Raw genomic sequence first — 15,148 nt, 5'->3', positions numbered from 1 at the left:
CAATCTTAATATGTCTCGATTCAGGAACAACCACTATTGTGATATTGAGAGGAAGAAATGAAATCAAGCATAAAACGTTTTTTGTCTGACGAGCGCGGCGTAACGGCGATTGAGTACGGCATTCTTGCTGCGGCGATGGCGGCGGCCATCGGTGTCATATTTGGTTCAGACGGCGTATTTGTAACGGCACTAAAAGATCGTTTTTCTTCGATCGCCGATCAGATTACAAACACCAACAACCCTGGCACAGAATAGGCAATTGACGCCCTTCATGTTTGATTTCGCCATGCCAGTCATCCTGACGTTTGCCTCTTTGTGGGTCATTGTGACGGATCTATTTTACCGACGTATACACAATCGTTTGGTGTTGATGCTGTTGGTGCTTTGGCTGGTTTCTGCCGCCCTATCTTTGATCACATCAGACGAAAATAGATCTGCGCTATTAGCGGATTTTGGTTATACGAGTTTGGGGGCTGTCGGCGTTTTACTGGTGGGGTTCTGCTTGTTCTTGGTCGGTCAAATGGGTGCAGGAGACGTTAAGTTGATGTCAATTTTATGCTTATGGGTAGGCGTTGAGCAGCAGCTGACGTTTTTAGTAGTGACGGCGTTAGCGGGCGGCGTGCTGGCCTTGTTTTTGCCGTTTATTTCGCTCATCGAGCTTGCTGGCGCGAAAGCCATATTGCAGCTTTCAGAACGATATCCAAGTTTCAAAATCCCGGCTCCTATCGCGTTCTCACGTGAAGGAGTGAAAGGACTGCCCTATGGACTGGCCATATCGGTTGGTTATTTTTACGTCCTCATAAGCCCCTTATTTCGTTAACACAAGAGAGATTGTTAAATGAAAGCTTCATCTGTTTTTTTCGTGTCTGGTGCGCTGATTTTCGCATTAGGCGGTGCGCTTCTTGGTAGCGCTCTTTTGACCTCAGAGCCACCGCCAAAAACGGTAACTAAAGTTGTGCCGAAAAAGCCCAATTATCGCGCGGTGCTAGTGGCGTCAAATACGTTAAGGCCGGGGGACTTTATGAACGCAACGTCCATCGAATGGCGAGCTGCAGACAAACAGTATCCAGAAGATGCTTTTTTCCTAAAAGGGTTGGATGAAAAAAGTCAACTGTACGGCGCGACCGTAACGCAACCGATTCCAGCCGGAACAGAATTAGAAAGCGACTTGCTGGTATCTCCGGGTGAGCCTGGATTCATTGCATCAGTATTAAAGCCGGGAATGAGAGCGGTGGCGATACCAGCTGATGTAGTAACGAGTAATGCAGGGTTAATCTCAGGTGGCGATCGTGTCGATGTGATTTTGAGTTTAAAACGAGATTATGAGCAAGGGGCTAATAACAATCCACTCGCGACCATTAAGCTTCCAAAATTGGCCTCGCAAACCTTGTTGCGAAATGTCCGTGTCTTATCACTGAACGGCACACTGGACGCCTTTCGAGAAAAAGTACAGAAAGTCGAATCAAAGAAAGAGAAGAAAACCGATTCAAACAAGCGTAAATCCTACGAAACCGTCACGTTAGAAGTGCTTCCCAAAGACGTTGAGCGGCTCACCGTTGCGCGCGAAGTCGGGATATTACAATTAGCGCTAAGAAGCGTTCAAGGTCAAGACCTTGCCTTGTCTACCTCCCCTGAAAAAGATTCAAAAGAATCTCAAAGTGAAGTCACCACGTTAGGACAAGTGACTGACATTTATGACAGCTTCAAACCAATGGAAGACGACGATATGACCTCTGTGTTGATGTTCCGAGGAGAAGAGCAAGATACCGCAGAATTCATGAATTAAGTGCGGCTCATGAACCGCCTAGTTAATTTTACAATGGAATTTTTTTGATGTTTTCCAAATACTATTTTTTAACATTGTTTGCCGTTTGCAGCGTTCAGTCAACGCTCGCTTTTGCCACCTATGATGTGGAACAACCCGCTGATAACAATAGTCGTATCGCCGAGTCTCGATTCGAAGAAGTTGCTGTCAGTGGTCAAGTTAAGCTGCACGTCAACCAAGGCACATTGCTTAATTTGCCAAAAGCCGCGTCAAAGGTATTGATCGCCAATCCAGAAGTGGCCAGCTTCCAAATGCCTTCACCGGATAATGTCTTCGTGTTTGCCAAAGCACCGGGGGACACAACCTTATATGCATTAGATGAAAACAACGATGTGATTATTGCGGTGACGTTAACATCAGGTTATGACTTAGAGGGATTAACCCGTCAGGTCGCAAAAGAGGTTCCCGGAACAGAAGTTCAGGTCGGTCCAGCAACAGATAAAGGATTAATTGTTCGAGGAACCGTTCAAACTCCGCAGCAAGCCAAACAAGTCATTAGCAGTGTGGAGTCGTATCTGGGGGCCAGCACATCAGCAAACGGTCGGGGCGGTCAGGGCGGTCAGGGCAACCAAAGCCTACGAATTGTTAATCAGCTTAAAGTTGCCTTGTCCTCGCAAGTGAACATCAGCGTTCGAATCGTTGAAGTGTCTCGTAGCCTAACTCACGCCTTAGGGTTTAGTTGGGATACATTGTTTGACAACAACACAGGTTTTATCCGTAACGGCAGTAGCTTATTCGATGCCTCAACAGGTGTCTTCGATGGAAGTGGTCTCTCCTTGGGGGTGTTGGGCGGCACCATAGGCGACGTGGGTGGCGTACTTTCAGCGCTTTCTAATGATGGAATGGCGAGTATTTTAGCAGAGCCTAACTTGACCGCCATGTCGGGTGAAACAGCGGGATTTGCGGTGGGCGGAGAAGTGCCTATCGTGATTCAGACCAACAACAGCGTAACCATTGAATATAAACAATATGGGGTCATTATGCGCATGACGCCAACACTCCTATCGCCCAATCGAATCAGTTTGCACATTGCCCCTGAAGTCAGTGACCTATCGGATGATGGATCCGTTGTACTTAATGGCACAACAATTCCAGCCTTTAAAGTTCGACGGGCGAATACCACCGTTGAGCTTGCCAGTGGTCAAAGTTTTGCGCTGGCCGGGATGCTTCGAAGCAGTGTCAGTCAAACGGTAAGCGGCGTCCCTGGCTTACGCAGTATTCCCGTACTAGGACGCATGTTTGAAACGGAACTAAATCAAAAGGAAGAAACGGAGCTGGTCATTATTGCAACGGCGTATATTGTCGAACCTACGTCAGCCAACAATCTTCAATCCCCGGCACAAGGCATCAGCACGATTGACGCGCATTTACCGCCTTTAGCATCGGCCGGTTATTTATATTGATCAAGAGGGTTCTAGTATGCGTATTTTTTCCATAAGTATTGTGTTTTTACTTTTTTTAAGTGGCTGTGATCACACCGTTCATCGTCTACGAAATGGTTCTTCTGAAGCGGAAAAAGGCACTCCAGCGTTTGTCGTAAAGCCAACGGTTTCGTCTATTTCATTGCAGTTACAAGAAAACGGGAGTTTAAAAAAGTCTGCTCTTGACGGTGTGAATGCTTTGTTACGAAACCAAGGGCGTTTATCCAGCCAAGTCATTAGGCTCCAGCCTTATACGGACAAAGGCAATGTATTCGCTTCGCATTTAAAAGATTCGTTGTTGTCGCTGGGTGCTCAGGAAAGCAAGCTCAAGATTTTGCCCATTCAATACCAAGCCACGACCACCGAGCCTGATTTAGAAAACGATAAACAAGACAAGTGGGATCTGTCGCTCACCTCTGAAGCCATGGTGGTAGTGACAAAGGATTGCAGCATTGAGGATTCACAAGCTTGGTCAGTACATTCATATGAGTCAATTGGAACACTGGGGTGTGCCAATCGAGCCAATATTGCGCAGATGGTTTCCGACCCTCGTGATCTCATTCGTGGCAGGACACTGGATGACGCTGATGGTGTTCATGCTGTTGAAGCGATGACACGTTATCACGAATCTGACGTGACACCGCTTTTAGATATCGATTTCAATGAAGACTAAGCTTGGAGATGCAAGATGAGTGATATAAACATGCAAACTGAGAAAGCGGCTTCAATCGTCTATTTTACTGCGCAAAAAGAAGAAAAAGCGGCCGTCTGTGATCGTTTGGTGAGGCTGGGGTACGCCAGTGATGTGGTGCATTCTGGTGGTATTTCAGCGGCTAATGAGTGGTGTAAGCACAACGCCATTCCTCATCTTATTTTTGCGGATATCGATAAAGTGAACACGCCTTTGCTCGCCGTGGCCGAACTGATAGAGCGAACAAGTCCCACCAGCAAACTGATTGTCGTGGGGTCAGATCAGAGTATTGATCAATATCGCGCATTGCTCTCCATTGGGGTGTTTGATTACTTGGTGAAACCCGCTCCTTTAGACATGATGGCCAAAATGATCCAGAAGGCACGCAGAGGCGACGAAAGTGAATCGTTCGGCACAGGTCGCACTATTTCTGTCACAGGCTCTTCAGGTGGAATCGGCACATCACTCGTTGCCTATGCTTTGGGGAGGCTGCTTTCAAATCAACGCTACTTTAAATCAGCTTTAGTCGATTTTGACCGTAAAAATGGCTGTCTTGATCTGATGCTAGGCGCGCAAGGCGAGTCTGGCTTAGACAGCGTATTACAGACCGACAAGATCGATTCTCGTTTGCTAGAACGCTCTATGACAGAAATTGACGGTCGCTTGAGCCTACTGGCACAACAACCAAACTATCAAGCAAAAGACATCGACGATACCGATCAGCTGTTGCTGTTAGGGGCGGGGCTGTGCCGTATATTTAATCAAGTGATTTGGGATTTACCTTCTTCTCAACCCTATGGATCATTGGAAGTCTTAAAGCACAGCCAGGCCCGAATTATTCTGGTTGATCTGACCGTGGCCGATGCGAGAAATACCCTGAGATTACTCAACGAAATCGGAGATGAGTCAAACGGTCAGCGCATTTTATTAGTACGCAATACCTGTCGCCAACAGAATGTCGATGTGATTACTCAAACCGCTTTTGAAGAATTTGTGGGACGAAAAATCGACATGCAGCTGCCCTTTGTTGGGGGAGGCTTAAGTAAAAGTCTACTGCAAGGTAAATTGTCATTTGACGCGTTCCCTGAATTAACACGACATTTGCTGCACCTTACGGATCTGGCATGTGGGAAAGAACCTCAAGAACTCTCCTCTTCGCTCCCTTTTATGGCGTCTTTTTTGAGTAAACTTCGACCAAATAACACAAGCAAGAAGCTGCGCCTGAAAGGAGCACGATTGTGATCATTAAGTCGGCTTTAAAAGAAAAGCAAACGGTAAAGAAAGCGCCCGAACACTCTCCATCGGGGAGCACAGACAAGCCGCATGATCAGCCAATTTCACGGTCTAAAATGGCAGATGAGTCCAGCGACTTAAACTATAAGAATAAACGTTTGATTCGCCAGAAACTCTACGAGCAAATTGACCCCGTTAAAGCGGCCACTCTAAGCCACGAGCAACTGAATCAACAAATTGAATCGATCATTCGAGGCATTTCAGACCACAACCGATTGCAGTTATCACTCGATGATGAGCAAACCATTTGCCGTGAAATGTTTCATGAAATGATTGGAATAGGTCCAATTGAACCTTTATTGGCCGATGATTCCGTGAACGATATTTTGGTAAACGGTGCTGGACAAGTGTTCATTGAACGCTACGGAAAGCTTGAGTTATCGACCATCCGATTTATTGACGAAGAGCATGTATTGAACATTGCGCAACGGATTGCCGCAGCCGTTGGCCGCCGTATCGATGAAACTCAACCCATGGTGGATGCACGTCTGGCGGACGGCAGTCGAGTCAATATAATCACGCACCCTCTTGCGATTGATGGCACGTCAATTTCGATACGGAAATTCATGCGCCGCAACATGTCATTAGAAGTGTTAGAAAGCGGAAACGCCCTATCTACTGGTATGGTGACAGTGCTGCGCAGAGCGATGCAGGGTAAATTAAACATCATTGTTTCTGGCGGAACGGGCGCAGGTAAAACGACACTTCTTAACGCCTTATCTCAAGAGATCAGCGGTGATGATCGAATCATCACAATTGAAGATGCAGCCGAACTTCAATTGCAACAAATTCACGTGGTGCGCTTAGAAACGCGCCCTGTCAGCGCGGAAGGAACCGGGAAAGTAGATCAACGCGATTTAGTGCGAAATGCGTTACGGATGCGACCAGATCGTATTATTTTGGGTGAGGTACGAGGTGGCGAAAGCTTTGACATGCTACAAGCCATGAACACCGGGCATGACGGCTCGCTTTGTACGGTACATGCAAACACCCCACGCGACGCCATTATGCGGCTTGAAAATATGGTGATGATGGCGGGAATGCAGTTGCCGCAAGAAGCCATACGACGACAAATCGCGAGTGCGGTCGATTTGGTTGTACAAGTTGAAAGAATGCGAGATGGCTCTCGTCGAATTGTTTCTGTGACAGAAGTGTGTGGTATGGAAGACGATGTCATTCAAACTCAAGAAATATTCGGCTTTCGAACTGACAGCGTTGATTCGTTGGGTAAAATTGTCGGGGAATTTGTATCCTCAGGTCAACGGCCCGCGTTCTATGCCACTCATTCTCATTATTTTCAGGACGTTGAGTAAATGAGCGCATTTAACCTGCTTCCCGTTGTAATTTTCAGCTTAATTCTCGGTGCATTTTTACTGGTCTATTTAGGCGTTCAAAGTCGCAAGAAAGCGAAACAGAGCGAAGCCTTTCTGACTTCATTGAAGCAGCAATTAACCATGAACCAACGTGCTGCCGTTGAAGAGTCTATGAACATTAAGCGAAACAATGCAGAATCGTTTTGGTTTGATTTGCCTATTATCGGTGGCTGGATCAACCGTATTTGGCTCGATTTTTCCTTGCTCGGTTGGCAAGAAAAATGGCGCTCTAGAGCCACACTATTAGCCACACCTTGTTTGCTGCTGGGTTTTACCTTGGGCAAAAGCAGTCAATTCCCCATTGGAGCCAGTGTGTTGTTGTCCTTAGGGTTCTTTTTCGCCCTAATTTTTTTGTTGTACCGCAATGCGATGGGGAAGCATTTAAAAGAATTTAAGCAAAACTTACCACAGGCCATTGATTCCATTGTACGTGTCGTAAAAGCGGGCGTACCTGCAACCAACGCATTTGGACTCATTGCAAACAACTTACCGGGTCCCTTGGCAAAAGAACTTGCCCTCATTGATAAATGGCTGTCGCTAGGGTTGTCATTGCGTCAAGCAATGCAAGATTCCGCCATCCGCGTGCCTCTTAATGAATATCGATTTTTTGCGGTCATTTTGGTGATTAACCAAGAAGCCGGGGGACGACTGAGTGATACGTTAGAGCGTCTTTCTGAAACATTACGCGAACGTCATGAATTGGCTCTGAAAATCCGCGCCAAAACGTCAGAAGTGAGAGCGTCTGCTGTTATTGTGGCAATGCTAGCGCCTTTATCCTTAGCCTATATGTATTTCAATTCTCCCAAAGATTTTCAGTTTTTGCTAAGCGACCCCACGGGAAACAGTGTCTTGATCTATGCGTTTGGCAGCGTTCTGACTGGATTGGCAATTACGCACTTTATGATCAAACGGGTGATTCGATGAACGAACAGATGATACTCCCAGCACTCATAGGTTTTTTACTGTGCGCTGCGGGCATGGTTTTACTGGCTCTGTATGTGCGAACCAAACCTAAGACGTTGGCCGAGCGGTTGGCGTCACAGCAAGATAATGCTTCTACTACAGCACACGAAGCGTCGCTTTTGGTTGAAGCCGAAATGAGTTCCTCATGGTGGCGTAAATGCTTGGCTCCTATCGATCGTATCGGCCAAGAATTGGCCGGAACCGAAAGCGATCGTTTTGCAACGAGAAAGTTATTGTTGATGGCGGGGTTAAGACATTCTCAATCCTTAGGACTTTATACCTTCGGCAAGTTGGCAGTGGGTCTTTTCTTGTCGGTAATGTTTGTCTTTTTTGTATTAGAAAAAGGCGACCGACTCAGCTTAAGCGCTTTAGCAGGCAGTTTGATCATTCTCTTTTTATCGTCATTCAGTGCAGAAATCTGGTTAAAAATGCGCGCAGCCAGCCGTGGAGGAAAATTGTCATCCAGTTTACCGGATGCATTGGATTTGATGGTCATTTGCGCGGAAGCAGGTTTGCCCCTAGGGCGTATTTTTAAAACCGTTTCTAAAGAACTGGCTTTTTCCTCACCGGAATTGGCCGAAGAGATCGGTTATACCCATGCTGAATTACAAATTCTCAGTGATCGATCAAAAGCGTTAATGAATTTGGCCGACCGCTGTGGTGTCGATAACGTCGCAGCCATGGTATCGACCTTGATACAAGCAGAACGTTACGGCACTCCCCTGTCTCAGGCTCTACGTACCATTTCGGTAGAAAGTAGAAAAAACATGGTTTTAGAGTTGGAAGAGAAAGCGGGAAAGTTACCGGCTCAATTAAGTGTCCCGCTGATGGTTTTCATTTTACCTCCCGTAATCGCCATGATGGGAACGCCCGCCATGATTCGCATTATCCGTATGCTAGGAAGTTAACAATGTCACTGATAAAAAACACTCACAATTCATTCCGTTTTGGCGCTCTAACCGCAACCGCACTCTTGTTAGTAATGCTCGCTGGGTGCTCCAGCCAAGTGATAAAAGACGGCGAACCAGTGATAGAGAACGCGCCCTACGAAGCAGAAAGTGCAGAAGAAGCGTTAAAATTGGCACATTTATTAAGAGACAATGGCCGCTATAAAGCCGCTTATGAAGTCTACGAAAATATGGATGAAAAAGGCCAATTAGAAGGCGCTTTTGTATTGGAATATGCCAGCATATCTGCGTCTTTTTTGCCTCCACTGGAGGCCATTGCCTTGTTTAAGCGCGCAGAATTGGCGTTAGATGGCAACATAACTTCGGAACAAACGCAGGCAATTTGCGTCGGCACGGGCCGTGCTCATCTGGCGCTATCACAGCTCGAACAGGCTTCCTCTAATTTTCAATGCGCTCTTCAGGCCAACCCAAACAGTGTAGTCGCATTGAATGGGATGGGCGTTGTTTTAAATAAGCAGGGAAACTTTCCTGAAGCCTTAAAACATCTACAAAAAGCCATCGACTTATCCCCATCAAGTAAATTGGTGGTCAATAACTTATCTCTAACGTGGCTCGCTCTGGGAAAACATCAAAAAGCCATTAGTTTATTAAGAACAAAACACAATAACATGGCCATTTCGACTCGCCTTAATTTGGCCTTGGTGTATGTTTTTAACCATAGAGAAGACATGGCAAGGAAGGTGTTACTAGAAGCACTGCCTCAAGAGAACACGGAACAAATACTCGATCAATATTCCTCTTCTCTTCATCGTGTGGAAAATGGCGTTGCCATCGAAACTGAACTTTTTGCGCTAAGCAACACGCCTATTAAATTAAAGGATCTGGACTAATGGGCTCTATTGCGCATTTTTTAAGGAATAAAGATGCCGTTGTTTCAATCGAAGTTGCTCTTATATTCCCCGTGATTTTATTTATATTGATGATGTTTTTTGAGCTGGCAAGAATCGCACTTGTTATTACCTTAGTCGACGTATCTATTGAGCAAAGTGTGCAGAGTTTTAGAGAAGATGCTCTGTTTAATACCTTAACTGAAGAAGAGATAAAAACCACGACAAGTGAAAATATCATTGCGCACTCATTTAATATGATTCATGAAGACAGTATTCAAATTGAATTACAGCGATTCTCAAACCTAAATGAATTTGCAGATGTCAAAGAGTCTGAAAATACGTACTACTCTCTGCCAATTCTTAACTTCAGTGTGTATCTAAATGAGAATTTTATAACGCCATTGCCTCAGTTTTTTGGCCTAGGTGATTCATTCCAGCATGAATACCGACACGTTTTAGGCGATCTATTAGGAGACGAAGCCTAATGCGTCGACGCTTCTTAGCCAACGAAAGCGGGGCAACCGTTATTGAATTTGCTTTGTCGCTCCCCATAATGTTTGGAATACTGTTAGTAAGCACTGACTTATACAACATCAATCGTATGAGGGGCGATATGGAGCAGGCATCTCATAATCTTGCTTCTATTTTGGCCAATCAGCAGGAGTGGAATGCCGACAGTTTTGACTATTTAATTGAACACACCATTGATAACTCAGTGGGTGAAGAGTATGAATTGATTGTATCCAAGGTCAATATAGATAGATCAATGGATTGGTCGCCCATTAGGCGGGGAGAGATAAGCGATGTCTGTGCTGACAAGAGCTCTGGGAAGTACTATTCAGATCAAATGCCAGAAGAAGACCCCGATAGCAATACGGCCTCCTTTTTAGTTATTCAGTTATGCCGTTACAATGATGATTTGATAATAAACAGTGGTTTGTTGGGCAGTAAAAAAATGGAATCGACGTCCATAAATCGCCTGCTTTATCATTCTGTTGTGTTGGATAAGAGACTTTCAGGGGAAGTCGGTGTGGAATATGAAGAATAAGGACGAAGAAACAAGGTGCTGACAAAAAGTAAACAGTTTATGTATCAAGTAATCGCCGTAATTAGTTTAGGGCTGGCGATATTTGGTGTCATTACCCCAGGTTTTCCGGCAACGGAGTTTGTATTATTGTGCGCTTGGTCTTCTGCTAAGGGATCACCGAAAATTTATCATCTTTTACACACCAATCGTTTCACTGGCCCGGTTTTAAACGACTGGAAAAATGGAAAAGTTATATCACTCAATAATAAAATTTTCTCATCGATCAGCATGATTCTATGTGTCTTTTTTTTATTTTATAGCGGCATCCACATTTATCTGATTAGTTTTGGTCTCATTGGCATCAGCATTAGTTTTATTTGGGTTTGGTCACGACCAAGTCGTGTATAAAAAAACAAACAACTATGAGTTTTTCTTAATATAAATCTCATGGCTATTTGATCAGTCAGTTCTTATTATTTTAAGAATTTCAAATGTTATCGAGGTGCCCAATGGAAACTATTCAAGAAAAGCCAGAAACTCTTACCTTTGCAAAAAAACTGAAGTTTTCAACCAGAACCAATCACGACAGCGTTGATCAACTTGTAATGCAATCCGCACCCTTTTTGAACAACATAAATTACGCAAAATTTCTGCGTCTACAGCACATCTTCCACTTAAGCGTCGCGCCTTTTTATCAAAATGATGTTTTACAGGATTGGTTCCCTGGATTAGCCGATTTACCAAGGCTATCCGCAGTAGAATCTGATTTAAAAGATCTAGGGCTTGAGCCAAATGTCTCATCTTATCAACTCGCGACTGTGTCAAATCTCTTCCAAGCAATTGGCTGGTTGTATTGCGCTGAAGGCTCCAACATCGGTGCGGCATTTTTGTATAAGGAAACGCAGAAGCTTAATTTTGATGCGGAACATGGTGCTAAACACTTAGCAGCACACCCGGAAGGTCGAGCACCGCACTGGCGTAAATTTGTCGCACAATTGGATGCGTTGAACCTGACAGAAGAACAAGAGAGCGAAGCCGTGAAGGGCGCTACAGAGGCTTTCGCTTTTTACAAGAAAACCTTAATAAGCCTAGAAGAGAGCGAAGCCGTGAAGGGCGCTACAGAGGCTTTCGCTTTTTACAAGAAAACCTTAATAAGCCTAGAAGACTGAGCAGAATAAAACAATTGTATTGCTAGAAAAAGCGATAGCAAGGTCGATAAAAAACAGCTGCGTGATGATGCGATGCATTCTACACCGCTGCACGCAGCCGTTATCATTCAATACCTTAGCAGGTATTACATTTCAAACGTGTTGTTTAAGAATTCAATCACGGCTGGAACTTCTGCATTGAACGCATCACCACCGTGTTTGCCTTCTTTAACACGACGAAGCTCAACCGATTCTACGCCTGAGCGTTTCTTCATTTCATTATAAAGACGCTCTGTTTGCAGCGGAGAAATAACGAAATCTTTAGCACCATGAACCAGCAAGCTTGGTGGAAGCGGCGTGCTCAGCGGCAATTTCATAAGGAATCGATAAGGGCTCGCAGCATCTGCTAACGCTTTGTTTTCCGGTACGGGTTTCCCAACCAACAAAGATTCTGGCGTCGGTTCTTTTGCCATATTTCCACGGTCAGGGACGTCATCGTTTGCACGGTCAGGAATGATGCTGATCAAATCGGAAGGAGCATACCAAGAGACTAAAGCATCAAGTTGAGTTTCAGGGTTTTGCGCCTGATCAAATGCCGCCCACAAGGCTAAATGTGCCCCCGAAGATTGCCCCCAAACCGCCATGCGATCGGCATCATAACCATACTTATCGCCATTAGCTCTGACGAAATCAAACGCATCACGTAAATCGTGCAGTTGCGTTGGCCAAATGTCTTCGCTGCTGTAGGTATAATTAATTGCAACCACGGCGTAACCTGCATCAGTTACTTGAGGCACACGGTTATACAATTCAAATTGTGTTTTGTCGTTTCGGAACCAGCGACCACCGTGAATAAATACAACAACAGGCGGTTTTTCTGCTTTCATGGTGTCCGGTAGATAGATATCCAATTGGTTTCGCGTACGCTCACCATATGTAACGTCTTTAATCAGCTCCATTGCCTGCACTGCTCCGGAAAAAGCGCCTAACATAGTAAGGCCAATTGTTATTTTTTTAACTTTTTCTGCCAAATTCATTTTGAGCTCCTCGATTTTTTTACTCTGGCTTTAACACCAAACATTCTAATGCATTCAAACTAATGCGTTCGAAAACATACATTTCAACGAATGCTTTTCATTGATGGAAAAACAAAACTGTTTATCCATAAAACAGTTTAAGGCAGCTGAACCAGAATACAAGTGTGAAGCCAGTGGACTTGTTCACGCTTTCCCTAGCTTTTACGATTGAATAGGCAGATACACATCGGTTATCAGTTCATGTTCATTAACGTCAGGAAAGCGATTAATGTATTCGAAGAACATTGGTGCATCGCGCAGTTCTTCTCCACTTTCAGGCAACCACTGGCGATACATAGCATAGACTGTATCACTGATTTGATCGTGGGAACCCAAATGACGTGCAACCGCATAACGCCCTCCGGTCAGTGTTTTATTAACCAATCCAAATTCATTAGGAGGAATCGGTTCTTTCACTTCTGCCGCGATATCAAAGCGGAACGCCTCTTCAGGAACACTTTTGGGATCATGGAAAACAATGCCAAAACTTTTGGATTCGGTGACAGGTGATAAACCGGTGCTTTTACGCCAGCCGATCATCTTAGCGACGCTTTCCATCACTTTTTGGGGTGAGCCATGGTGCTCAACTACAGCAATGGGCATATCCGCTATGTCTTTAATATCTACGTTCACATGTAACTCCAGTCTGCTCTCTATTCGATGGTAGTAACGATGCCACAACAACCAATCGGGAGATTTTCTAAACTGAGACGGCGACATTTGAAATCGTTTTTTGAACGTTCTCGAAAACGATTCAGAGTGTTCAAATTTTGCCTGATACGCAATTTCTGTGATCGACAAGTCAGGATGAAACGCCAGTTGATAAGCGGCTCGCTTTAACCTTGCTTGTTGAATAAATTGATACAGGCTCACACCCATGTGCGCAGAAAATAATCTTAAGAAATGGTACTTAGAATAGAAGGCTTTCTCGCTGATTTCTTCAAGCGTTAGCTCTGAATCAAGATTGTCTTCTATATACTTGCATACTTGGTTTACTCGCTCACCATATCTGCCATTGCCCATTGTTTCACTCTCTTATTTTATTATTTTCAGCTCGCACCTCACGACGTGTTGTGGCCGAGCCAGTGTCTCTCTAACACACCAAATATTCCTGACCATTATTGCGCTCTTATTTGAGCCTATCTGATTGTTTCATCAATGTGCGTTAGGTTACATACAATAAATGTAGTCAAAGCGTTACCCGTTTGTTACTTTGCCCGCTGCGAAACACAGACAAATCTGAGCATTGCATCCCATTCAATTGACAACAATAAAGGACTGACAAGCATGTCGGCACAAACGCGAATTTTTACAGCCAACAACCTTGCATTACTCGCCTTTATTCTATTGCTCGCACTGAACCTTCGTGGCCCTGTTACCAGTTTTTCGCCTCTCATTCCGGAGATTGCAGCAAATCTGTCGTTAAACGGCAGTCAGTTAGGGCTCATTACCACGATTCCATTAGTGTGCTTTGCTCTATTCGCATTGCTTACCTCCAAACTGGTGAGGCATTTTGATGTTTATCGTATTTTGTTAGTAGGCACTGGGCTCATTCTATTAGGAATGTTGTGCCGTGCGGCAAACGGTTACAGCACATTGGTCGTCGGGGTGACTCTCATTGGCGCTGGGATTGCGGTTGGTAACACCTTACTTCCCAGTGTGTTAAAGCGCCATTTCCCGTTACATATCCCTTCATTGACTGCTCTGTACGTTTTGATGATGAGCATCGGCGGATTTGTGATTGCCAGCTCATCCGTCCCTCTTTCTTTATGGTATGTTGAATCCAATTACGCAGAGTCAGGGTGGCGCTTTGCATTACTCTGCCAAGCCAGTATCGTTCTGTTACCTGTGCTTGCTTACTTTTTTATTAAGCAGAACAAACCAACCAAACACACTCAATCAGACGCACCTCATCATTCTGATAACAAGCCTGTTCCGCCTTCTAAAACGAGTATTTGGCGCTCGACTACCGCTTGGCAGGTCTCAGGCTTCTTGGCACTGAACTCGTTTCTTAATTATGTGATGGTGGCTTGGTTTCCATCGATTTTGATCGAATCCCATTTCTCCCAAACAACCGCTGGGCTGAATCTAGGCTATATGCAACTTGCAGGCGCTCTACCCTCTCTATTATTAACCCCGTTTATCAATCGCAAGAGTGTTTTTCCTCTGCTTTGTTTGCTCGCCACCAGCACAAGCACTCTGTCTATTTTTGCTTTGTTTTTGTTGCCGAAATTGGCCGTAATTTGGGCAATCACGTTCGGTTTTTCCAGCAGTTTAGGGTTTATTCTTGGGTTGTCCTTGGTTGCCATTAAATCAAAAGACATTCTTGAAGCAGCGGAGTTATCGGGCATGGCGCAACTATTAGGTTATTCTCTTGCTGCGATTGGTCCGGTTACTTTTGGCGCGCTTCATGATCAAGTGGGCACATGGCATCCACTCCTGTTGATTCTTGGGTTGGTCGCGGTGATGTGGTCAATGATTGGTTGGAAGGTTTCGCGCCCCAATTTCTGACATTCCAGCATAGTCGTTGTAG

At 44.9% G+C, this 15,148-nt stretch carries 17 protein-coding genes; 15 read left to right on the top strand and 2 right to left on the bottom strand.

The features are described 5' to 3' along the window. Nucleotides 1–57: 57 nt before the first annotated feature. The 14 genes from DFP79_RS11615 to DFP79_RS11550 all read left to right on the top strand — a co-directional run bounded on the left by DFP79_RS11615 (nucleotide 58) and on the right by DFP79_RS11550 (nucleotide 11,560). Nucleotides 58–255 carry a Flp family type IVb pilin gene (locus tag DFP79_RS11615; protein ID WP_013663210.1) on the top strand — a complete coding sequence of 66 codons (198 nt, stop codon included), beginning with the start codon at nucleotides 58–60 and terminating at the stop codon, nucleotides 253–255. Between the two features lie 16 nt (nucleotides 256–271). Beyond that, nucleotides 272–820 (top strand): A24 family peptidase, encoded by a 549-nt coding sequence (locus DFP79_RS11610; RefSeq protein WP_013663211.1) that lies wholly within the window; start codon nucleotides 272–274, stop codon nucleotides 818–820. An 18-nt stretch (nucleotides 821–838) separates the two neighbouring features. Then, nucleotides 839–1,786 (top strand): Flp pilus assembly protein CpaB, encoded by a 948-nt coding sequence (gene cpaB, locus DFP79_RS11605; RefSeq protein WP_133504101.1) that lies wholly within the window; start codon nucleotides 839–841, stop codon nucleotides 1,784–1,786. Between the two features lie 47 nt (nucleotides 1,787–1,833). Then, nucleotides 1,834–3,228, top strand: coding sequence for a type II and III secretion system protein family protein (locus DFP79_RS11600; RefSeq protein WP_133504100.1), 1,395 nt, complete (start codon nucleotides 1,834–1,836; stop codon nucleotides 3,226–3,228). A 16-nt stretch (nucleotides 3,229–3,244) separates the two neighbouring features. Further along, nucleotides 3,245–3,919 carry a CpaD family pilus assembly protein gene (locus tag DFP79_RS11595; RefSeq protein WP_133504099.1) on the top strand — a complete coding sequence of 225 codons (675 nt, stop codon included), beginning with the start codon at nucleotides 3,245–3,247 and terminating at the stop codon, nucleotides 3,917–3,919. A gap of 15 nt (nucleotides 3,920–3,934) precedes the next feature. After that, a complete protein-coding gene (locus DFP79_RS11590) occupies nucleotides 3,935–5,179 on the top strand; it encodes a CpaE/TadZ family protein (RefSeq protein ID WP_013663215.1) in 1,245 nt (414 codons plus the stop codon). Next, nucleotides 5,176–6,543: a TadA family conjugal transfer-associated ATPase gene (locus DFP79_RS11585; RefSeq protein ID WP_133504098.1), complete on the top strand. Its 1,368-nt coding sequence runs from the start codon at nucleotides 5,176–5,178 to the stop codon at nucleotides 6,541–6,543. The genes DFP79_RS11590 and DFP79_RS11585 overlap by 4 nt, the downstream gene beginning before the upstream one ends. Then, the gene (locus DFP79_RS11580) at nucleotides 6,544–7,527 is read left to right on the top strand and encodes a type II secretion system F family protein (RefSeq protein ID WP_133504097.1); all 984 of its coding nucleotides are present in this window, start codon (nucleotides 6,544–6,546) and stop codon (nucleotides 7,525–7,527) included. Continuing rightward, a complete protein-coding gene (locus DFP79_RS11575) occupies nucleotides 7,524–8,474 on the top strand; it encodes a type II secretion system F family protein (protein ID WP_133504096.1) in 951 nt (316 codons plus the stop codon). The genes DFP79_RS11580 and DFP79_RS11575 overlap by 4 nt, the downstream gene beginning before the upstream one ends. A 2-nt stretch (nucleotides 8,475–8,476) precedes the next feature. Further along, nucleotides 8,477–9,364 carry a tetratricopeptide repeat protein gene (locus DFP79_RS11570; protein ID WP_133504095.1) on the top strand — a complete coding sequence of 296 codons (888 nt, stop codon included), beginning with the start codon at nucleotides 8,477–8,479 and terminating at the stop codon, nucleotides 9,362–9,364. Further along, a complete protein-coding gene (locus tag DFP79_RS11565; protein WP_013663220.1) occupies nucleotides 9,364–9,849 on the top strand; it encodes a TadE/TadG family type IV pilus assembly protein in 486 nt (161 codons plus the stop codon). The genes DFP79_RS11570 and DFP79_RS11565 overlap by 1 nt, the downstream gene beginning before the upstream one ends. Beyond that, entirely contained in the window at nucleotides 9,849–10,412 is a 564-nt protein-coding gene (locus tag DFP79_RS11560) for a TadE/TadG family type IV pilus assembly protein (protein ID WP_133504094.1), read from the top strand. The genes DFP79_RS11565 and DFP79_RS11560 overlap by 1 nt, the downstream gene beginning before the upstream one ends. Nucleotides 10,413–10,451: 39 nt before the next feature. Then, nucleotides 10,452–10,799 (top strand): YbaN family protein, encoded by a 348-nt coding sequence (locus DFP79_RS11555; RefSeq protein ID WP_243730256.1) that lies wholly within the window; start codon nucleotides 10,452–10,454, stop codon nucleotides 10,797–10,799. Between the two features lie 101 nt (nucleotides 10,800–10,900). Continuing rightward, nucleotides 10,901–11,560 (top strand): biliverdin-producing heme oxygenase, encoded by a 660-nt coding sequence (locus DFP79_RS11550; RefSeq protein WP_243730255.1) that lies wholly within the window; start codon nucleotides 10,901–10,903, stop codon nucleotides 11,558–11,560. A 125-nt stretch (nucleotides 11,561–11,685) separates the two neighbouring features. Here the strand turns inward: DFP79_RS11550 and DFP79_RS11545 are convergent, their stop codons facing one another. Together DFP79_RS11545 and DFP79_RS11540 are read right to left on the bottom strand one after the other, a co-directional pair. Beyond that, nucleotides 11,686–12,576, bottom strand: coding sequence for an alpha/beta hydrolase (locus DFP79_RS11545; protein WP_013663224.1), 891 nt, complete (start codon nucleotides 12,574–12,576; stop codon nucleotides 11,686–11,688). Between the two features lie 201 nt (nucleotides 12,577–12,777). Next, the gene (locus tag DFP79_RS11540) at nucleotides 12,778–13,638 is read right to left on the bottom strand and encodes an AraC family transcriptional regulator (RefSeq protein WP_133504092.1); all 861 of its coding nucleotides are present in this window, start codon (nucleotides 13,636–13,638) and stop codon (nucleotides 12,778–12,780) included. Nucleotides 13,639–13,902: 264 nt separating this feature from the next. Between DFP79_RS11540 and DFP79_RS11535 the strand changes: the two genes are divergently transcribed. Continuing rightward, entirely contained in the window at nucleotides 13,903–15,126 is a 1,224-nt protein-coding gene (locus DFP79_RS11535; protein WP_133504091.1) for an MFS transporter, read from the top strand. The last annotated feature ends 22 nt before the right edge of the window (nucleotides 15,127–15,148 follow it).

This window comes from Marinomonas balearica, from assembly GCF_004362145.1.
Classification (GTDB): Bacteria; Pseudomonadota; Gammaproteobacteria; order Pseudomonadales; family Marinomonadaceae; genus Marinomonas; species Marinomonas balearica.
The sequence above is the reverse complement of the archived record's forward strand: the minus strand, read 5'-3'. Positions and strand labels throughout refer to the sequence as shown.